The sequence below is a fragment of the Belnapia sp. F-4-1 genome (genome assembly GCF_000802185.1).
In the GTDB taxonomy this organism is placed as follows: domain Bacteria; phylum Pseudomonadota; class Alphaproteobacteria; order Acetobacterales; family Acetobacteraceae; genus Belnapia.
Map to the genome: position 1 here is coordinate 3,080,265 of NZ_KN676113.1, position 18,330 is coordinate 3,098,594.

The 18,330-nt window shown below is 70.8% G+C and carries 20 protein-coding genes; 10 read left to right on the plus strand and 10 right to left on the minus strand.

What is annotated here, in order from left to right:
• Position 1: 1 nt before the first annotated feature.
• Together LH62_RS14425 and LH62_RS14430 are read right to left on the minus strand one after the other, a co-directional pair.
• Positions 2-2,947 carry a formate dehydrogenase subunit alpha gene (locus LH62_RS14425; RefSeq protein ID WP_043362338.1) on the minus strand — a complete coding sequence of 982 codons (2,946 nt, stop codon included), beginning with the start codon at positions 2,945-2,947 and terminating at the stop codon, positions 2-4.
• Positions 2,948-2,952: 5 nt separating this feature from the next.
• Entirely contained in the window at positions 2,953-3,141 is a 189-nt protein-coding gene (locus tag LH62_RS14430) for a formate dehydrogenase (RefSeq protein ID WP_201445504.1), read from the minus strand.
• A gap of 148 nt (positions 3,142-3,289) precedes the next feature.
• Here LH62_RS14430 and LH62_RS28440 point away from each other — a divergent pair, with 148 nt between their 5' ends.
• The 9 genes from LH62_RS28440 to LH62_RS31160 all read left to right on the plus strand — a co-directional run bounded on the left by LH62_RS28440 (position 3,290) and on the right by LH62_RS31160 (position 9,401).
• Positions 3,290-3,553 (plus strand): hypothetical protein, encoded by a 264-nt coding sequence (locus tag LH62_RS28440; RefSeq protein WP_052214481.1) that lies wholly within the window; start codon positions 3,290-3,292, stop codon positions 3,551-3,553.
• A gap of 16 nt (positions 3,554-3,569) precedes the next feature.
• Complete coding sequence (locus LH62_RS14435; protein WP_236552553.1) at positions 3,570-5,213, plus strand: DUF2491 family protein; 1,644 nt, start codon at positions 3,570-3,572, stop codon at positions 5,211-5,213.
• Between the two features lie 29 nt (positions 5,214-5,242).
• Complete coding sequence (locus LH62_RS14440) at positions 5,243-5,656, plus strand: DUF350 domain-containing protein (RefSeq protein ID WP_043362340.1); 414 nt, start codon at positions 5,243-5,245, stop codon at positions 5,654-5,656.
• A gap of 36 nt (positions 5,657-5,692) precedes the next feature.
• Positions 5,693-6,502 (plus strand): hypothetical protein, encoded by an 810-nt coding sequence (locus LH62_RS14445; RefSeq protein ID WP_052214486.1) that lies wholly within the window; start codon positions 5,693-5,695, stop codon positions 6,500-6,502.
• A gap of 243 nt (positions 6,503-6,745) precedes the next feature.
• On the plus strand, positions 6,746-7,645 hold the full coding sequence (locus tag LH62_RS14450) for an SDR family oxidoreductase (RefSeq protein WP_052214489.1): 900 nt from the start codon (positions 6,746-6,748) through the stop codon (positions 7,643-7,645).
• Positions 7,646-7,719: 74 nt separating this feature from the next.
• Complete coding sequence (locus LH62_RS14455) at positions 7,720-8,118, plus strand: hypothetical protein (RefSeq protein WP_052214492.1); 399 nt, start codon at positions 7,720-7,722, stop codon at positions 8,116-8,118.
• Between the two features lie 69 nt (positions 8,119-8,187).
• Positions 8,188-8,415: a hypothetical protein gene (locus tag LH62_RS14460; RefSeq protein WP_043362342.1), complete on the plus strand. Its 228-nt coding sequence runs from the start codon at positions 8,188-8,190 to the stop codon at positions 8,413-8,415.
• A gap of 76 nt (positions 8,416-8,491) precedes the next feature.
• On the plus strand, positions 8,492-9,145 hold the full coding sequence (locus tag LH62_RS14465) for a hypothetical protein (RefSeq protein WP_043362345.1): 654 nt from the start codon (positions 8,492-8,494) through the stop codon (positions 9,143-9,145).
• A gap of 94 nt (positions 9,146-9,239) precedes the next feature.
• Positions 9,240-9,401: a hypothetical protein gene (locus LH62_RS31160; protein ID WP_160299838.1), complete on the plus strand. Its 162-nt coding sequence runs from the start codon at positions 9,240-9,242 to the stop codon at positions 9,399-9,401.
• Positions 9,402-9,519: 118 nt separating this feature from the next.
• On the opposite strand, the gene LH62_RS14470 is transcribed toward LH62_RS31160, so the two are convergent.
• Genes LH62_RS14470 through LH62_RS14495 form a run of 6 tightly spaced genes read right to left on the minus strand, consistent with a single transcriptional unit; the run spans position 9,520 to position 14,518 of the window.
• Complete coding sequence (locus tag LH62_RS14470; RefSeq protein WP_043362347.1) at positions 9,520-10,395, minus strand: lipid A biosynthesis lauroyl acyltransferase; 876 nt, start codon at positions 10,393-10,395, stop codon at positions 9,520-9,522.
• Between the two features lie 2 nt (positions 10,396-10,397).
• The gene (locus tag LH62_RS14475; protein WP_043362349.1) at positions 10,398-11,420 is read right to left on the minus strand and encodes a zinc-binding dehydrogenase; all 1,023 of its coding nucleotides are present in this window, start codon (positions 11,418-11,420) and stop codon (positions 10,398-10,400) included.
• A complete protein-coding gene (locus tag LH62_RS14480) occupies positions 11,417-12,652 on the minus strand; it encodes a beta-ketoacyl synthase N-terminal-like domain-containing protein (RefSeq protein WP_043362351.1) in 1,236 nt (411 codons plus the stop codon). Before LH62_RS14480 ends, LH62_RS14475 begins: the two co-directional genes overlap by 4 nt.
• On the minus strand, positions 12,652-13,779 hold the full coding sequence (locus tag LH62_RS14485) for a beta-ketoacyl-ACP synthase (RefSeq protein WP_043362353.1): 1,128 nt from the start codon (positions 13,777-13,779) through the stop codon (positions 12,652-12,654). The genes LH62_RS14480 and LH62_RS14485 overlap by 1 nt, the downstream gene beginning before the upstream one ends.
• Positions 13,776-14,228, minus strand: a complete 453-nt coding sequence (locus tag LH62_RS14490; RefSeq protein WP_043362356.1) for a 3-hydroxyacyl-ACP dehydratase FabZ family protein — start codon at positions 14,226-14,228, stop codon at positions 13,776-13,778. The genes LH62_RS14485 and LH62_RS14490 overlap by 4 nt, the downstream gene beginning before the upstream one ends.
• A 5-nt stretch (positions 14,229-14,233) precedes the next feature.
• Positions 14,234-14,518: an acyl carrier protein gene (locus LH62_RS14495; protein ID WP_043362358.1), complete on the minus strand. Its 285-nt coding sequence runs from the start codon at positions 14,516-14,518 to the stop codon at positions 14,234-14,236.
• Between the two features lie 130 nt (positions 14,519-14,648).
• Here LH62_RS14495 and LH62_RS14500 point away from each other — a divergent pair, with 130 nt between their 5' ends.
• Entirely contained in the window at positions 14,649-15,815 is a 1,167-nt protein-coding gene (locus LH62_RS14500) for an acyl-CoA dehydrogenase family protein (protein WP_043362361.1), read from the plus strand.
• Position 15,816: 1 nt separating this feature from the next.
• Here the strand turns inward: LH62_RS14500 and LH62_RS14505 are convergent, their stop codons facing one another.
• Together LH62_RS14505 and LH62_RS14510 are read right to left on the minus strand one after the other, a co-directional pair.
• Positions 15,817-16,803 (minus strand): ABC transporter permease, encoded by a 987-nt coding sequence (locus LH62_RS14505; protein ID WP_043362362.1) that lies wholly within the window; start codon positions 16,801-16,803, stop codon positions 15,817-15,819.
• Positions 16,803-18,329 (minus strand): sugar ABC transporter ATP-binding protein, encoded by a 1,527-nt coding sequence (locus tag LH62_RS14510; protein ID WP_043362366.1) that lies wholly within the window; start codon positions 18,327-18,329, stop codon positions 16,803-16,805. The genes LH62_RS14505 and LH62_RS14510 overlap by 1 nt, the downstream gene beginning before the upstream one ends.
• Position 18,330: the final 1 nt, after the last annotated feature.

Genomic DNA, 18,330 nt, shown 5'->3' on the forward strand with positions numbered 1-18,330 from the left:
CTTACGCGCTCCTGATCTGGCAGAGCGTCACCTTGGTCTCCTGCATGAAGGTCACCGGATCGTAGCCATAGGTGGTGACGGTGTTCGCGCTTTCCCCGAGCACGATTGGGTCGGTCCCTGGCGGGTAGAACCGCCTGCGGTCCTCGCCCTGCCACCAGCCGCCGAAGTGATAGGGCATGAAGGCGACGCCGCGTGCCACCCGCTCCGTCACCAGCGCCTTCACCCGGATCTGCGCGCTGTTCTCCGGCCCCAGCACCCAGACCCATTGCCCCGGCCCGATGCCGCGCTCCGCCGCGTCTGCCGTGTTGATCTCGACGAACATGTCCTGCTGCAATTCGGCGAGCCAGGGGTTCGACCGCGTCTCCTCGCCGCCGCCCTCGTATTCCACGAGCCGGCCCGAAGTCAGGATGATCGGGAACTCCTTCGCCACCTGATGCGAGCGCATCTGGATGCTGAGGCCGAGATGCGGCACCCGGTAGCCGCGCCTGTCGCGGAGGGTCGGATAGGTTCCCGTCGGCGCGATCGCCTTCGGGTCGGCCGCCATCACCCGCGCCTGATCCGGCGTCGGGATCAGGTCGAGGCGCGGCGTGTAGATCGGCTCGCGGTGCACCGGCACCGGGTCCGGCAGGTTCCAGGCAACGGCCCGCGCCTTGCCGTTGCCGTAGGGCAGGCAGCCATGCTCCATGGCGACGCGGATGATCCCCGCCGAGAGGTCGGTCGACCATGAAACGCGGTCGATGTTCTGCCCGCCGACGCGCGCGATCGACTCCTTCTCATGCGCCGTCAGCTCGTCGAACCAGCCGAGCCGCTTCAGCACGGCGACGGTGAATTCCGGGTAGCCGTCCTGGATCTCGGAGCCTTTGCTCCAACTCCCCTCGGCGAGCAGCGTCTCCCCGTTCCGCTCCACGCCGAACCGGGCGCGGAAGGTGCCGCCCCCTTCCTTCACGTGCAGCGAGGTGTCGTAGAGGATATGCGTGCCGGGGTGCTTCATCTCCGGCGTGCCCCAGCATGGCCAGGGCAATCCGTAGACCTCGCCCTCCACCGGCGTGCCGGGCCGCCCGCGCAGCGTCGTTACGTCGAAATGCTCCTGGTTCTGCATGTGGTGCCGCAGCCGCTCCGGCGACTGGCCGGTATAGCCGAGCGCCCAGGTGCCGCGGTTGATCTCGCGGAGGATGTCCTCCACCACCACCACCCCGTCATTGACCTTGATGTTCTTGAACATCTGGTCGGCGAAGCCGAGGCGCCGCGCCAGCGCATACATCACGTCATAGTCGTTGCGGCTTTCGAAGATCGGGTCGACGACCTTCTCGCCCCATTGCAGCGAGCGGTTGGAGGCGGTGCGGCTGCCCACCGTCTCGAAGCTGGTGCAGATCGGCAGCAGGTAGGTGCCGTCTCTCCGGTTCGAGATCTGCGCATAGGTGGTCGGGTGCGGGTCGGCCACCACCAGCAGCTCCAGCTGCTCCAGCCCCTTCACCGCCTCCGGCATGCGCGTGACGGTGTTGCCGCCATGGCCCATGACGAACATCGCCTTGCAGTTCGTCGGCTGCTCAATCTGGTCCTTGGGCAGGACAACGCTGTCGAACCAGCGCGTGCTCGGGATGCCCGGCATCTCCATGAATTTCTTGTCGACGAAGCGCGACAGCATCCACTCGTAGTCGACCTCCCAGACCCGGCTCCAATGCCGCCAGGCTGCCTCGTCGAGCCCGTAATAGGCCGGCAGCGTGGAGACATCGAGGCCCATGTCGGTGGCCCCCTGCACGTTGGTGTGCCCGCGGAAGATGTTGGCGCCCGTGCCCGCGCTGCCGACATTCCCCGTCGCCAGCAGCAGGATCGAGAAGGCGCGCACATTCGCCGTGCCAACCGTCTTCTGCGTCGCCCCCATGCACCAGATCAGCGTCGCCGGCTTCTGCGTGGCAAAGACCTGCGCCATGCGCTTCAGCTGCGCCTCGGGCACGCCCGTCACCCGCTCCACCTCCTGCGGGTGCCATTTCGCCACCTCGCGCCGGATCTCGTCCATGCCGTAGACGCGCTGGTGGATGAACTCCAGGTCCTCCCAGCCATTCTCGAAGATGTGCCAGAGCATCCCCCAGATGACGGGGATGTCCGTTCCCGGCCGGATGCGCACGTAGTCGGTCGCATGCGCCGCCGTGCGGGTGAAGCGCGGATCGACGACGAAGAAGTTCGACCGGTTCAGCTCCCGCCCCGCCAGGATGTGCTGGACGGCAATCGGGTGCGATTCCGCCGGGTTGCCGCCCATGATGATCATGGTCTTGGCGTTGCGGATATCGTTGTAGCTGTTGGTCTGCGCCCCGTAGCCCCAGGTATTGGCCACGCCCGCGACCGTGGTGGAGTGGCAGATGCGCGCCTGGTGGTCGGTGTTGTTGCTGCCCCAGAAAGCGCCGAACTTCCGGAACAGGTAGGCCGCCTCGTTGGTGAACTTGGCCGAGCCCAGCCAGAACACCGCCTCCGGCGTGCTGCGCTCGCGGATCTCCAGCAGCTTGGCCGAGATCTCGTCCAGCGCCTGGTCCCAGGACAGGCGTTGCCATTCCCCACCCACCAGCTTCATCGGGTATTTCAGCCGCCGTCCGCCATGCACCAGCTCGCGCACCGAGGCGCCCTTGGCGCAATGCGTGCCGCGGTTGATCGGCGACTCGTAGGCCGGCTCCTGCCCGGTCCAGACGCCGTCCTGCACCTCGGCGATGACGCTGCAACCGACCGAGCAATGGGTGCAGACATTCTTCACCCGCTGGATCGGCGCGGCGCGGCGCGGTGCCTCCGCCGCCTGCGTCATCCGCGGCGGCAGCGCGCCGAGCGCCGCCAGCCCCGCCCCGCCGAGCCCCGCCTGCTTCAGGAAGCCGCGCCGGTCCGTCCCCCCCGCGCTCAGCCCCTGATATGCGCTCGCCAGCCGCCCCCGCGCTGCCTGGCCTTCGCTCCGCCGGATCAGCATGGCACTCAGTACCTGTTGGTGCGGTAGAAGGCCCGCACATGGTCGGTTTCGCGGTAGCGCGGCTTGCGCTTCTCCGCCTCGCTTTCCTTCTGCGGCGGCAGGCCGCCAGTGCCGCCATCGGCCTCGAAGGCCGCGGCCGGCGCCGCCACGGCTGCCAGCCCGAGCGCACCGAAGAAGCGACGGCGCGCGTTCAACCTGGGATTATCCTGTTCAGTCATGCAAGGCCCCGCCTGCGGGCGCCACCCGCACCCGCTTTGGATGCACAACGCCGCAATGTGCAGAACGCCGCAAGCGGGTCTGCGTTCACAGAAACCCGTCCGGCGCGCGCGGCGTTGTCCGGCCATGCCCCTCCTCGCCCTCCTTGCTGTCCTGCTCGCCCTTCCTGTCGCCGCCACGGCGCAGGGCACGGCCCCCGCCCAGGGCGTCACCCGCCCGATCCCCCGCCCGGCGCCGGAGGCCGCGCCCCCGGCCCCAAAGCCGGGCGAGATCACCGATGGCCGCCCGCGCACCGATACCGGCGGCGGCGCCGCGAACACCACCCCCGACACCACGGCGCGCACGCCCCTGCCACCGGCCGGCCAGGCAAATCCCCCCAGCATGCGCTGACACCCCGCCCATGCGCATGAACGGCAGCAACGGGCCTGGGCGCCTCCTTCTAACCGGGTTCCTCGGCCTTGCCCTCCTGGCCACGGGCCCAGGCGCGATCAGCCTCGTCCCCGACGCCATGGCGCAGATGCGGTCGAGCGGCGGCTATTCCCGCCCGGGCGGCTCCATGCGGTCAGGCGGAGGCTATGCGCGCACGCCCTCCTTCGGCGGCTCCCGCGTTGCGCCGCGGACGCCCTCCAGTAGCGGCGGATACGCTCGCCCCACCCTGCCAGGCGGCGCCTATCCCCGGCGCCCCTCGGTCGGCAGCGGCTCCGCTTGGGACCGGTCCTATTCGCGTGAGCGCTCGAGCGATGCCCTATCCCGCATGCGCGCCCAGCAGCGCCAGGCCCAGGAGCAGGCGCAACGGGAGGCCCAGCGGGAGATCCAGCGCCCGCAGCGCCAACCCTCCTTGCCGCCGGCCCGGACCGATGACGGCTGGTGGCGCGGCGGCGCCCGCACGCCTCCCATGGGCCCGATGCCCGGCACCCGCACCGGCCGCAATGGCGGCTGGTACACCGATCGTGGCTGGTCGCCGCAGGGCTTCCCCGGCATGCAGCGCAGCTTCGGCCTGTGGGATGGCGTCTTTCTCTGGTTCATGCTGAACAATCTCGGCCGCGCCGGCTCCACCGACTTCTTCCACAACCACCGGGACGACCCGGGCTACCGGGATTTCCGGGCCCAGGCCGAGAGCCGTGCCCAGACCGACCCGGAGATCCGCCGCCAGCTCGACGAGCTCGACCGCCGCCTGTCCGAGCGCCAGGGCCAGCCGCGCGACCCGAACTACCTGCCGCCCGACGTGCCGCCCGAGGTTGCCACCGCGCCGCGCACGGATACCCGCACCCCCGCCGCCCCGCCGGCGGAGGCGGGCGGCGGCATCCCCTGGCTCGTCCTGCTCGGCGGCGCCGGTGTCATCGGCTTTCTCGCCCTGCGCCGGCGCCGGGCCGCATCCTCCGCGCCCGGCACCACCCAGGCCGGCACCCCTCCCGCCCCCCGGACGAGGACGGACATGGCCCCCAACGCCCCGCGCTTCCGCCTCGGCATGACCATCACCTGCGACCCGACGCCCTTCCTGCTCGGCGCCGGCAGCATCAAGGTGCCGGCTCCCGCCTTCGCCCAGGGCGATGCCCGCGTCAGCGTGCAGGCGGTGGGCCGCATCCGCGAGGGCACCGAGGAACTGACCCGGCTCTACCTGCCGGACGGCCGCAGCTTCTTCCAGGTGTATCTCGATGCCCGGAGCGAGGTCGGGGAATGCCGTTACTTCGCCATCCTGGACGAGGTCTCACCGGCCGATGAGGCGGAATGGGGCGCCTGGCTCGACCCACAGCAGGGCATGATCGGCTGGCCCGAATTCCAGACCCAGGACGGCAAGCTCTACAGCCGGCACTGGTCCCCGGGCACCGACCCGGTGCCGCCGCGCCCCATGCCCGAGACCATCGAGAACCTTGAGGGCACCCGCCAGCGGCAGCAGCACGCCATGCTCTACGCGGCCGAGACCGGCCTCGCGGCCCCGGCGCCGCAGGTCGAGTACATCCTCGTCTCCGCGGTCGAGGAGGGGGGGCGCGCCTGGGTCGAGGTCCGCGCCGGCATCGACATCAGCCCCGCCTCGCTCTCCCTCGCCTGACCCCCAACGACACCGGAGGACACCCCGCTTTGGATTCGATCCTGGAGACCCTCGGCTCCGGCCTGCCCATCCTCGTCCTGCAGCTGGCCGCCACCCTGGGCCTGCTGGCGATCGGCATCGCCTGCTACATGGCCGTCACGCCCTTCCAGGAGGGGCGGCTGGTGCGCGAGGGCAATGCCGCCGCCGGCATTGTCTTCATGGGCGCGCTCGTCGCCCTGGCCATCCCGCTCGCCGCGACGCTGGCGACCAGCGCGGTCACGCTCGACATCCTGATCTGGGGCGCGGTCGCGGTGGTGGTGCAGCTTCTCGCCTTTCTGCTGACCGCCGCGTTGTTCCGCGGCCTCCGCGCGATGATCGAAGCAGGCAATGCCGGCGCCGCTTGCGTCGTCGTCGGCATCCAGCTCGCCGTCGCGCTCATCAACGCCGGCGCCATGGCCGGCTGACCCAGCAACCCACGCTTTCATCAAGGAAACGCCAGCATGATCTCCTTCATCCGCAACCTCGTCGGGGTTAAGACCGACCAGGCCGTCCAGGGCGCCGTCGAGGCGCTGGTCCGCTGGGACCCGCAATCCGCCACCGAGGCCGAGCTGCGCGGCATGGAACAGCATCTCGACGAGCTCGGCCGCCAGGTCGCCGAAGCCCGCCAGGCCTTCGACCGCGAGCAGCGCGAGGCCGATGCTATCGGCCAGCTCTCGCAGCAGCGCATGGCCGCGGCCGAGCAGCTGCAGGGGCGCCTGCAAGCGGAATCTGACCCTGCCCGCAAGGCCGAGCTGGAGCGCAGCCTCGCCACCCTGGTCGGCATGCTCGAGCAGATGGCACCCGACATCGACCGCGAGCGCCAGGATGCTGCCGACGCCGCCAACTTCCTGCACATGCTGGAAGACACCTACTCCCAGGCCGGCCAGAAGCTGAAGGGCGCCCGCGACGCGCTGAACCGCGCCCAGCGTGACATGGGCCGGGCTGAGCAGCAGCGCGAGGTCGCCGAGCGCCGCGCCGAGGCCGCCCGCCAGGCCGCCGGCCTCTCCAGCGCCACCAGCGGCCTTTCCGTCGCGCTGAAGGCGATGCAGGACAACGCCGCCCGCAACCTCGCCGCCGCCGAAGCCGCCAACTCGAAGGCCAAGCTGCTGCAGCCGAGCCGCCCGGAACAGGACGACCCGAACATCGCCGCCGCCATGGCCGCCGCCTCCGGCCGTCCCGCCCTGCCGAACACCCTGTCGGACCGGCTCTCCGCGCTTCGCCAGAAGCAGCTCGGCGCCCCGCGCCAGCTCAACGCGCCAGACCGCGCCTAGGCGGTTGCGGTTGCAAATACCTCCGATCGGGTGATGCCACCCGATCGGAGCTTGCCGAGGCCCGGCGGAAACACCCCGCCTCGCGGCGCCCCGCCCGGAGCACCGCCGGATGTCCCGCCCCGTCAGTGTGCCACCCCGGCGCCGCCATCCACGCCAGCGGGTCGGCGAAGCCCCCGGGCAGCGTGATGCCTCCCTCCATGAAGCATCCCGCGCCCCGCCGCGTTGCCGCACCGGAGGATGCCGATGACCGAACGCCGCCAGCTCTTCGCCGCCGCCGCCACGACCCTGGCCCTCGCCACGGCCACGGCCGAGGCCCAGCCCGCCCGCCCGCTCGCCGGCCGCACGGCGCTGGTCACCGGCGCCGCCCGCGGCATCGGCCGCGCCACCGCGCTGGCCCTCGCCCGCCTCGGCGCCGATGTCGCCCTGCTCGACATCGCGGCGCCTGACGCCATCCCCGCCCTGCGCGGCTACCGCCTCGCCACCCGCGCCGAGCTCGACGAAGCCGTACGCCTCGCCGCGGAGCAGCAGGTCCGCACCCTCCCGCTCGTCGCCGATATCCGCGACGCCGCCGCCCTCCGCGCCGCCGCCGCCCGCCTCGACGCCGAGCTGGGCGGCCCCGACATCCTCGTCGCCAATGCCGGCATCGCCATCAACGGCGCCCTCGCCGAGCCCGCTCCGGAGGCCTGGCAGGCGATGCTCGACGTCAACCTCACCGGCACCCTCAACACCATCCAGGCGATGCTTCCGGGCATGCGCCGGCGGGGCAGGGGAGGCCGCATCGTCATCACCACCTCGGTCCAGGCGCGGATGGGCGCCCGCGGCTCCGGCGCCTATGCCGCGACGAAATGGGCCCTGACCGGGCTGATGAAGTCCCTCGCCGCCGAACTCGGCCCGGAGGAGATCACCGTCAACGCCGTCGCCCCGACGGCGGTAGAGACGCCCATGATCCATCGCGGCGGCGACGCCCCGCAGCCGGACCCACGCCGCGCCGCCGCCTCCGCCGGCCATGCGCTCCCCATCCCCGTGCTGCCACCCGATCAAGTCGCCGATGCCATCGCCTTCCTTTGCGGCCCCGGCGCCCTCTACGTTTCCGGCACCACCCTCGATGTGAATGCCGGCCGCAGCGCCCAGTTCACCGCCTGATGCATCCAGCCCGGCCGCCGAACGTTATCGGTAGCCGCGCGGCAATCCCGCCACCTGCGGACGGGCCCCTACCGATGCATCGCTTCCTCCTCCTGCTGCCCCTGCTGCTTGCCGCCTGCGGCTCCTCCGGCACCACGGCGGAATTCGACCGCCGCATCGGCACCTATGTCGGCCGGCCGGAAGCGGATGTTGTCGCCAATCTCGGCGTCCCCAGCCGCACCTACGAAGCCGACGGCCGTCGCCTGCTGCAATACGAGTTCGCCCGTCCCTCCAGCCGCCCCGCCGTCTTCCCGAGCATCGGCCTCGGCTTCGGCAGCTTCGGCGGCGGCGTCGGTGTCGGCACCGGGCTCGGCCTTGGCCTCGGCGGCTATGGCGGCGGGGTCGAGGGCTGCGTCCTGGTCTTTGAATCCCGCGAGGGCCGCATCACCAGCTTCAACCGCAACGGCCCGGGCTGCACCGCGACGGCGACGTGACCGCAACGATGCGGAATCGATAGAGCGAGCTTGCGGAACCGCCGCGGGTGTTCTACCTTTGTCCCCATCATGGACCCTGCCTTCGCCCTCACGGTCAACGACCTGGCGCGCGACGAGGCGCTCTGCCTCCGCTGCGGCTGCCGGTCCCACACCTATAGCCGCGCCCGGTTGATCGCCCTGGTCGGCCGCGATGCGCGCCTCCACCTGATCGGCCTGAACCGCGAGCTCTGGTGCGGCGATTGCGGCGAGCCGCCCTTTCAGGGCTGGGTCACGGCGCCGGTGGCGAACCAGCCCTGACCACCGCCCTCGGCTTGCCTCGGTTTATGTGAACCGGCATCGTTTCCGGGAGACGTGAATCCGGAAGCAAGCGACGATGGCGGCCAAATACATCAAGCCCACCACCTCTCTCTCGCCGAAGAATGTCTGGGACAAGCTCAACAGCGGTGACTGGTCCTTCGACGACTGCCCCTGGATGATCAAGGGCAACCTCTGCGCCTCGGTGACCTTCACCGGCGACGGGTCCTGGCAGGAGATCGTCTGCGACCTGTATCGCAAGGGGCAGCAAACTTTCACGGTGTTGGCGGGGCGCCATGGCGACCAGCTCGGCCAGGAGGTGGATACGAGAACGGGCCGAATCTTCGCCCGGAACCCGAACAGCCCGGCCGACACGGCGATCAACCCGGACGACGACCGGAGGATCGCTCAGCGGCTGAACGGCAATCAGGCGCTGCCTGGCATCCATGTCGTGGTGCAGGACGTGGGCGACGGGTCCTGCGACACGGCCGAGAAGCTGACGGCGGAGATCAGGCGGCACCTGAGCGAGAACCGCATCGTCATCCTGGCCTGGTGCTACTCGATCTTCGCCATGAAGCCGGGCTGGGACGTGAACGTGAAGAATACCTGGCCGCAGGTTTTCCTGGGGCCGAACATGACGCCGATTGCCTGGACCGCGAGGGACTGGGACTGGGTCTCGACCTACGGCTCCCTGCCGGCGGCGGTGGCGGCCGGGGGGCAGGCGGTGGCCTGACCGACCTCTGCTCATGCAGCCTCGACCGTCGCGGACCGTCGGGGATGCTGCCCCGGGATCGGCGACCCGGCAGGGCGACCATGGCAGCCACTTGATGAACGACCGGAGCAAGCACTTGGATTTCCAGACCTGGATCGCCGAGATCGAAGCCGTCGTGACCTTCGACATCGATGCCGCGCTATGGCGGAAGTATTTCGACGCGGGTCTCACGCCCCTCGAGGCCATCGAACAGAACCGCATCGACGAGGAAGTCTGACCCGGCCCGGGCCCATCCATTCCCGGACGCCACCTAAAACCCTAAATTCCTCAAATCCACTCCAGAAACCCGCCAATCCCAACGCCTTGGCCCGCGCTCCGCTTCAAATCCTCAACCCCTACCGCCACCGCCGGTGCATCCACAGCCACTGCCCCGGATGCTCCCTGACCCAGCCTTCGACGATCCGGTTGAGCAGCGCCGTCGCCGCCTCCACCTCCACCCGCCCGCGCGCATCCCGCGGCAGCTCCACCGCCTCGGTCAGCTCGAGCCGGAACCGGCCCCCCGGCAACCGGATCGCCCGCGCGCCATGCACCGGGCAGTCGAAGCGGCGCGCCAGCCGAGCCAGCAGCGGATTGGCCGCCGCGGGCCGCCCGAGAAAGGGCACCTTCGGCCCCCGCCCGAAGCGCTGGTCGATCAGCATGCCGACATGCAGCCCCTCGTCGAGCGCCTCCATCATGCGGATCGGTGCCGCGACATCCGCCGCGATCAGCCGCCCCATGATCCCCTCGCGCAACGCGCGGATATCGGCCGCGACGGCTCGGTTGTTCGGCGTCCGGTAAAGCACGGCGGAAGGCAGCCCATGCTTCGCCGCCGCGACCGCCGGCAGCTCCCAATTCGCCAGATGCGCCGCGAAGAACAGCGCCGGCTTCCCATCCTCGCGCAGCGCCTCGAACCGCGCGATCGCCTCCGGCGCGACCTCGATCCGCCCCACGGGCCTGGCCGGATCGAAATCCCAGATCCGCTCCAGATGCACGTATTCCGCCGCCGTCCGCCCCAGATTCTCCCAGGCCTCGCCGACGATCCCGCGACGCTCCGCGTCCGAGAGTTCGGGAAACGCCGCTGCCACATTGCCGAGCGCGATGCGATGCGCCTTCACCAGCGGCCCGACGCGCCGGGCGACGGCGCCGCCCAGCGCCCCGGCCCGATCCGGCCCCAGCGCCCTGACGAGCGCGAAGAGCCCCCGCACCAGCGCCGCGACCGCCGCGTCGCGCATGGTCAGAGCAGGACGACGATCTTGCCGAAGACCCGCCGCTCCTCGAGCCGTGCCAACGCCCCGGCGAAACCCTCCAGCGGTACGGTCGTGTCGATCACCGGCCGGATGCCGCCCGTCATCTTGCCGAGCCCATCGGCGATGTTGCGCATCGCCGCGCCGAAGCTGCCGATGATGCGCAGCTGCCGCTGGAATACCATCATCAGGTTGGTTTCCGCCGACACGCCGGAGGTCGAGCCACAGGTCACCAGCCTGCCGCCCATCCGGAGCGAGAGCAGCGACCCCGCCCAGGTCGCGGCGCCGACATGCTCGAAGACCACATCGACGCCGCGCTTCCGCGTCACCTTCCGCGCCACGCTCTCGAAGCGGTCATTGGTATAGTTCACCACATGATCCGCCCCGAGCGCCCTGACGCGCTCGCATTTCTCATCCGACCCGGCGGTGGCGATGACGGTGCATCCCATCGCCTTCGCCATCCTGACGGCGACGGTGCCGATCCCCGACCCCGCTGCCTGCACCAGGATCGTCTCCCCCGGCTCCAGCCGCGCATTGTCGAAGAGCATGTGCTCAACGGTCGAGAAGGTGATCCCCGCACAGGCCGCATCCTCGAGGGCAATGCCCTCCGGCACCGCCACGCAGAGCCGCGCCTGCTGATTGGCGATCTCCTGCGCGAAGCCGTCGAGGTGGAATCCCTTCACCCCGGCGACATTCTCGCAGAGATTGTCCCGCCCCTCGCGGCAGGCCCGGCACTGTCCGCAGGTCTGCGCCCCATAGGGCACCGCCAGCTGCCCGACCCGCCAGCCTTCGACGCCCTCGCCGATGGCGACGACCTCGCCCACCGCCTCCGCCCCCACCGTCAGGGGCAGGTTCCGCTTGGCGAAAGCCATCCCCCGCCAGCCCCAGACATCGATGTGGTTGAGCGCCACCGCACGCATCCGCAGCTGCAGCTCGCCTGGCCCCGGCGCACCCGGCTCTGCCACCTCCACAAGCCGCGTGTCACGATCGCCAAAGAGCTGAAGCGCCTTCACGGCGCGGCTCCAAGGACAAGGCACACATTCTGCCCGCCGAAGCCGAAGCTGTTCGACAGCACCCGCTCCACCTTGGCCGCCCGCGCGACATTCGGCACCACGTCGAGCGCGACCGCCGGGTCCGGCACCTCGTGGTTGATCGTCGGCGGCAGCATCCCGTCGCGGATGGTGAGCAGGCTCGCCACCGCCTCGATCGCCCCCGCCGCCGAGAGCGTGTGCCCGATCATCGACTTGTTCGACGAGATCGGGGGAGGGGCCTCGCCGAAGACGGCGCGCATGCCGAGCGTCTCCATCTTGTCGTTCTCCGGCGTCCCCGTGCCATGCGCGTTGACATAGGAGATGTCGCCCGCCTGCAGCCCCGCATCCGCAATCGCCGTGCGCATCGCCCCGATGATCGCCCCGCCATCCGGATTGCTGCGCGTGCGATGGAAATTATCGGCCCGCTCCCCGGCACCGAGCACCAGCCCCAGCACCTCCGCCCCACGCGCCTGCGCCGATTCCAGGCTTTCCAGCACCAGTGCCGCCGCGCCCTCGCTGAGGACGAAGCCCTCGCGCGTCTTCTCGAAGGGCCGCGAGGCGCGCTCCGGCTCGTCATTCCGCGTCGACAGCGCCGAAAGGAGCGAGAAGCGCACCAGCGGCTCCGGCGCCACGCTGCCCTCGGCACCGATGCAGAGCGCCGCCGCCGCCTCGCCGCGCTGAATCGCCTCCAGCCCAAGCTGGATCGCGGAGGCCCCTGTCGCACAAGCCGTGGTGACGGAAACTGGCACGCCGCGCGTCCCGAACCGCCCAGCCAGCCGCTCCCCGATCCCGCCGAAGAGAAAGGTCTCGAACAGCCCCCGCTGCCCCGCCGCCGCCTCGACCATCGCCGGATAACCGGCACCCGCCCGCGCCAGCGCCAGCCGCTGCGGCCATTCCACCTCGACCGGCGGCATGCCGAGAAACAGCGGCCCGGGAAACGGTCCGCCGATCCCGGCCTGCTCCACCGCCTCCGCCGCCGCCATCGCGGCCATCCGCTCCACCCGCTCCGGCGAGGCCAGCGCCTCCTCCCCTGGCAGCGTCACCTGCCCGGCGATCCGCGTCTTCAGGTGCTCGGTCGGGAAGCGGGTGATGCGTTGGATGCCCGAGCGGCCGGCGAGCAGCCCGGCCCAGCTCTCCGCCACGCCGAAGCCGAGCGGCGTCACCAGCCCCATTCCCGTCACCGCCACCACGGGCCGGCTCAGATGGTCGCGCATCACGCCGCCTCCAGCAGGGCCAGCGCCTCGCCGCGCCAGATCCCGAATCCCGTCACCAGCGCCTGCCCCGCCAGCCCCTCGGCGAGGGCGAGCGCGCCAAGCGCCAGGCTGGCCGGAAAGCTCGCCTCCACCCCATGCCCCAGCAGGTCGGCGGTGAAGTGCATCGGCCCCGGCTCCGGCAGCCCGGCGAGGAAGGCCCGCTCCTCCGCCAGCGGCTCCGGCATCCCGCTCGCGCCGGAGACCACCGCATGGCCCGGCCGCAGCGCCAGCCCCTCGGCCAGCGCGGCCGCGCTGGCCCGCGCGCTGTCCTCGCCCTGGCGCCGCGCCGCCCCGCTCCGTACCGCCATAAGCCGCGCAAGGCACGGCGCCCCGCGCCCCCGCGCATGCCGCTCCGTCTCCAGCACCAGGAAGGCGCCGATGCTCCCCGTCACCATGCCGCCACCCGGCCGCTCGCCCAGCAGCGCCCAGTCGCCGCGCCACAGCCCGCCCGAGGCCGCATGCAGCAGCAGCATGTCCCACCGCCCCGCCACATAGGCCCCGCCGACCAGCGCCACTTCGCCCCGCCCCTCGGCGAGCCTGGCGGCCGCGATGCGCACCGCCTCCGCACCCGCCGCCTCCTCGCCCATGAAGGTCCGCGAGGAGCCGGTGACGCCATGCACGATGGAGATGTTGCCCGCCAGCAGATTGGAGAGCTGCGCCAGGAACAGCGTCGGCCGGAGGCCGTTCGCCAGCCGCTCGTTGAGCAGCGGCCCGGCCTGCTCCGGTGGCAGCGCGGCAAGCTCAGCGCAGATCGCCTCGTCGAGCGCCACGTCCCGCTCGCCTCCGCCAGCCGCGACGAGCAGATGCATCTCCCCAACCAGGCCCCGGGCCTCCGCATGGTCGAGCGCGAGGCCCGCCGCATAGGTGCCGAGCCGCTGCCAGGGCTCCATCTGCCGCTGGTCGCCCTTCTTCGGGATCTGCGCGTCGAAGGCGAGGCCAGGCATCGGATGGATGGGGAAGGGGGCGAAGCTCGCCGCATCCACCACAGGCCGCGCCGTCGGGTCGCGCAGCGCCGCCCGGTGCACCTCGACCCCCTCGCCGAGCGAGGACGCAAGGCCGATGCCGGTGATCCAGATCGCCTCGCTCATGTCCCGAGCCCGATCCGCGCCGCCTGGGCCCGCATCGTCCCGGCGAGTTCTGGCGCGGGAAAATCCTGCAGGCTGAATTTCATCTCACGCACCTCGCAGATGCGCTGATCGGCGCTGGTGATGGCGGCATCGGCGACGGAATAGCCCGAGCCCTCGTGCACCAGCCGCGCGGTGACGGAGAGCCGTTCTCCCGGCCGGACGAAGCGGCGCAGCTTCAGCTCCTTGCTGCCGATGAGGAAGGCCATGCGGGCGAAGCCGAGCCGTGCCAGCAGCAGGTAGCCCGCGGCCTGCGCCATGGTCTCCAGCAGCAGCACGCCTGGCACTAGCGGATGGCCGGGGAAATGCCCCTCGAAGACCGGGCTCGCCTCCGGCACCACTGCCTCCGCGGTGATGGCACCGGCATCGACCGAGACAACCCGGTCGATCATCCGGAAATATTCGAGCTGCACGGCCGCTAGCCGCCGGACTTGGCCGCCACCAGCTCCTCGATCCGCTTCGTCAGGTTCTCCATGACGAAGTACTGCGAGGCCGGGGCGGCGCCCGAATTCACCTCCTGCGTCCAGGTCTCGACCGGCACCTTGATGCCGAATTCCTTGTCGATGGCGAAGACGATGTCGAGGAAGTCGAGGCTGTCGATGCCGAGATCCTCGATCACATGGCTCTCCGGCCGGATCGTCTCGCGCGGGACGTCGCTGGTCTCCGCGATGATGTCGGCGATGCGGTCGAACGCCGAGGCCATGGCTGTCTCCGGGGGCAGTGGCTGGTAGGGGGTCTTGGCCCGAACCGCCGCCCTTGGCAAGCAAACAGGGCGGGAGCTTGCCCTGCCGCCCGGTCAGGCCGATCCTCCCGGCAACCACAGGAGGATCACCATGGATTTCGGCCTCAGCCCCGAGCAGGACGCGATCGTCGAGGGTGTCGCCGCCGTCTGCCGCCGCTTCGGCGACGACTACTGGCGCGACTGCGAGGCCGAGGCTCGCTTCCCCCGCGAGTTCCACCGCGCCATGGCCGATGGCGGCTGGCTCGGCATCACCATGCCGCCCGAGCATGGCGGCGCCGGGCTCGGCGTGACGGAAGCGGCGCTGATGATGCACACCGTCGCCCGCCATGGCGGGGCGATGGGCGCGGCCTCGGCACTCCACATCAACATGTTCGGCCCGCACCCGATCGTCGTCCACGGCACCGCGGAGCAGAAGGCGCGCTGGATCCCCCGCCTCGTCGCCGGCACCGACCAGGCCTGCTTCGGCGTCACCGAGCCGAATGCCGGGCTGGATACCACCAGCATCACCACCTTCGCGGAGAAGGTGCCCGGCGGCTACCGCGTCAACGGCCGCAAGATCTGGACCTCGACGGCCCAGGTCGCCAACAAGATCATGCTGCTGACCCGCACCACGCGGAAGGAAGAGGCGAAGCGCCCCTCGCAGGGCATCACCCTCTTCTACACCGACCTCGACCGCACCCGCGTCGAGGTGCAGCGCATCCCGAAAATGGGCCGCGCCGCCGTCGATTCGAACATGGTCTTCATCGACGACCTGTTCATCCCGGAGGATGACCGCATCGGCGAGGAGGGCCGCGGCTTCTCCTACATCCTCGACAGCCTGAACCCCGAGCGCATCCTGATCGCCGCCGAAGCCATCGCCATCGGCCGCGACGCGCTCGACCGCGCCAGCCGCTATGCGCGGGAGCGCAGCGTCTTCGGCCGGCCGATCGGCCAGAACCAGGCGATCCAGCACCCGCTCGCCGAATGCTGGACCGGGCTCGAGAGCGCCTGGATGATGGCGATGAAGGCCGCCTGGCTTTACGACGCCGGCCGCTCCTGCGGCGCCGAGGCCAATGCGGCGAAGCTGCTCGGGGCGCGGGCCGGCTACGAGGCCTGCCTTCGCGCCATGCTGACCCATGGCGGCATGGGCTATGCGCGGGAATACGTGGTCGAGCGCCTGCTGCGCGAGGTAATGATCTGCCGCATCGCCCCTGTCTCCGAGCAGATGATCCTCTCCTTCATCGCCGAGCGCGTGCTGGAGCAGCCGAAGAGCTACTAGCCTACTCGGCCGCCACCGCCGCCCCCTTCGCCGCCATCCGCGCTGGCGCCGACTTGCGCCGCGCGAGCTGCCGGTCGGCTAGCGCGCCGATGAGGATCACGCCCCCCATCACCGCGAAATTGAGCGAGGAAGGGATGCCGAGGATGTTCACCAGGTTCTGCAGCACCTGCAGCAGCACCGTCCCCAGCACGATGCCGAGCACGCTGCCCTCGCCGCCGCGCAGCGAACAGCCGCCGAGCACGGCGGCGGCGATGGCGTAGAGCTCGTAGAAATTGCCGAAGGAGGAAGGCGAGACGGAGCTGGTGTAGAAGACCAGCAGCAGCGTCGAGATCCCCGCCAGCAGCCCGCCCAGCACATAGGCGCCGGTAACCACCGCTCCGGTACGGATGCCAGAGTACCGTGCCGCCTCCTCGTTCCGCCCGACGGCGAAGAGGTACCGCCCGAAAACCGAGCGATGCAGCACCACGCCCACGACGATGGCGACGAGGATCAGCGCGAGGAAGCTGTGCGGCACACCGTAGCTGCGCCCCGCCGCCAGCCAGGTGATGGCATCCAGCCCCTCCGCATAGCCGAGGCTGATGGTGGAATCGCCCGTATAGTACCGCGCTGCCCCACGATAGATCAGCAGCCCACAGAGCGTCACGACAAAGGGCTGCAGCCCGAGCCTCGTCACCAGCAGCCCGTGCACCAGCCCCATCAGCAGGCCGAGCGCCAGCACGACGAGCACGGCAAAGGGCCAGGCGATGCCCATGTTCGCCGTGAGGTCGAGGAAGACCACGCCGAGCAGCGCGAAGATCGAGCCGACCGAAAGGTCGATCCCCCCGGTAATGATGATCAGCCCCTGGCCGATCGAGAAGATGCCGAACAGGCCGATGAGGTTGGCCATGTTCATCAAGTTGACGGTCGAGAGGAATTGCGGGTTCAACCCCGCGGTGATGGCCGCGATGCCGACGATGAGGGCCGCGAGGCCAAGCTCCTTCCGCCCCATCACTCCGCCTCCACGGTTGCCATGTGCTGCTCCGGCTGCTGCCCGGTGGCGAGGCGGAGGATATTCGGCTCGTTCACCTCGTGGCGCGCGAGGGTGCCGGCGATCCGGCCCTCATGCATCACCGCGACACGGTCGCTCACGCCGATCACCTCCTCCATGTCGCTGCTGATCATCAGCACGGCGACGCCGCGGTCGGCGAGGCCGCGCATCAGCGCGTAGATCTCGCCCTTGGCGCCGACATCGACGCCGCGGGTCGGCTCGTCGAAAATGAGGGCGCGCGGCCGCATCGCCAGCCACTTGCCGAGCACCACCTTTTGCTGGTTGCCGCCCGAGAGCGTGCCCGCCCTGACCGCGACGCCAGGCGCCCGGATGCGCAGCGACTGCCGCTGCGCCTCCGCCACTCGCACCTCGGACCCGCCGCTCACCAGCCCGGCCCGGGCATGGCCGGCGAGGTCGGGCAGCGAGACGTTCTCGGCGATCGTCATGTCGAGCACGAGGCCGGAGCGCTTGCGGTCCTCCGGCACCAGGTAGATGCCTTCGGCAATCGCCTCGCGCGGGCTGCCGATGCGCAGCTCCCGGCCGCCGAGGCTGATGCCTCCGGCGAGCGCCGGCTCCACGCCGAACAACGCCCGCGCCAGCGAGGTCCGCCCCGCCCCGACCAGCCCGGCGAGGCCGAGGATCTCCCCCGGCCGCAGCGCCAGGTCGATGCTGCGGTCCGGGAAGGCCTCGGTGACAAGCGCCTCGATGCGCAGCCCGCCCTCCTCGCGCGGCGCTGCGGCGGGTGGGGTGTAGAGCGATTTCAGGTCGCGCCCGATCATCAGCCGCGTCATCGTGGCGTGGTTGATCTCGCCGCGCGCCAGATGGCCGACGACGCGCCCGTCGCGCAGGCAGGTGACGCGGTCGGCGCAGGTGGTGATCTCGCCGAGCCGGTGGCTAATGTAGATGATGCCTGTCCCGGCTTCGCGCAGCGCCGCGATGGTTGCCAGCAGCCGGTCCGTCTCCGACAACGTCAGGCTGCTGGTCGGCTCGTCGAAGATGATGATGCGCGCCCGCATCGACAGCGCGCGCGCGATCTCCACCATCTGCCGCTGGGCGATGGAGAGTGTGGCGACCGGCGCCTCCGGCCCGAAATCCGCGCCGAGCCGCGCCAGCAGCGGCGCCACCTCGGCCCGCGCCGCGCGCCGGTCCACCAGCCGCAGCGGCCCGCCCCAGACCGGCTCCCGCCCCATCAGCACATTGGCCGCGACGTCCAGATTGTCGAAGACCGAAAGCTCCTGATGGACGAAGGCGATGCCCTGCGCCCCCGCCTCGGCGATGCTGAGTTGCGGGAAGTCGCGCCCATGCAGGCGGATGCGGCCGGCATCCGGCCGCACCACGCCGCCCAGCACCTTCATCAACGTGCTCTTGCCGGCGCCGTTCTCGCCGACGAGGCCGAGCACCTCGCCGGCCTCGAGATGCAGCGAGACGCCGTCCAGCGCCCGCACGCCGGGATAGGACTTGCCGATCCCCTCCAGCTCCAGGAGCATC

Coding starts and splice junctions, on each gene's coding strand:
- LH62_RS14425 (WP_043362338.1), bottom strand. CDS start 2,947: ATGCTGATCCGGCGGAGCGAAGGCCAGGCAGCGCGGGGGCGGCTGGCG.
- LH62_RS28440 (WP_052214481.1), top strand. CDS start 3,290: ATGCCCCTCCTCGCCCTCCTTGCTGTCCTGCTCGCCCTTCCTGTCGCC.
- LH62_RS14435 (WP_236552553.1), top strand. CDS start 3,570: ATGAACGGCAGCAACGGGCCTGGGCGCCTCCTTCTAACCGGGTTCCTC.
- LH62_RS14445 (WP_052214486.1), top strand. CDS start 5,693: ATGATCTCCTTCATCCGCAACCTCGTCGGGGTTAAGACCGACCAGGCC.
- LH62_RS14450 (WP_052214489.1), top strand. CDS start 6,746: ATGACCGAACGCCGCCAGCTCTTCGCCGCCGCCGCCACGACCCTGGCC.
- LH62_RS14455 (WP_052214492.1), top strand. CDS start 7,720: ATGCATCGCTTCCTCCTCCTGCTGCCCCTGCTGCTTGCCGCCTGCGGC.
- LH62_RS14460 (WP_043362342.1), top strand. CDS start 8,188: ATGGACCCTGCCTTCGCCCTCACGGTCAACGACCTGGCGCGCGACGAG.
- LH62_RS14465 (WP_043362345.1), top strand. CDS start 8,492: ATGGCGGCCAAATACATCAAGCCCACCACCTCTCTCTCGCCGAAGAAT.
- LH62_RS31160 (WP_160299838.1), top strand. CDS start 9,240: ATGAACGACCGGAGCAAGCACTTGGATTTCCAGACCTGGATCGCCGAG.
- LH62_RS14470 (WP_043362347.1), bottom strand. CDS start 10,395: ATGCGCGACGCGGCGGTCGCGGCGCTGGTGCGGGGGCTCTTCGCGCTC.
- LH62_RS14480 (WP_043362351.1), bottom strand. CDS start 12,652: ATGCGCGACCATCTGAGCCGGCCCGTGGTGGCGGTGACGGGAATGGGG.
- LH62_RS14485 (WP_043362353.1), bottom strand. CDS start 13,779: ATGAGCGAGGCGATCTGGATCACCGGCATCGGCCTTGCGTCCTCGCTC.
- LH62_RS14495 (WP_043362358.1), bottom strand. CDS start 14,518: ATGGCCTCGGCGTTCGACCGCATCGCCGACATCATCGCGGAGACCAGC.
- LH62_RS14500 (WP_043362361.1), top strand. CDS start 14,649: ATGGATTTCGGCCTCAGCCCCGAGCAGGACGCGATCGTCGAGGGTGTC.
- LH62_RS14505 (WP_043362362.1), bottom strand. CDS start 16,803: ATGGGGCGGAAGGAGCTTGGCCTCGCGGCCCTCATCGTCGGCATCGCG.
- LH62_RS14510 (WP_043362366.1), bottom strand. CDS start 18,329: ATGCTCCTGGAGCTGGAGGGGATCGGCAAGTCCTATCCCGGCGTGCGG.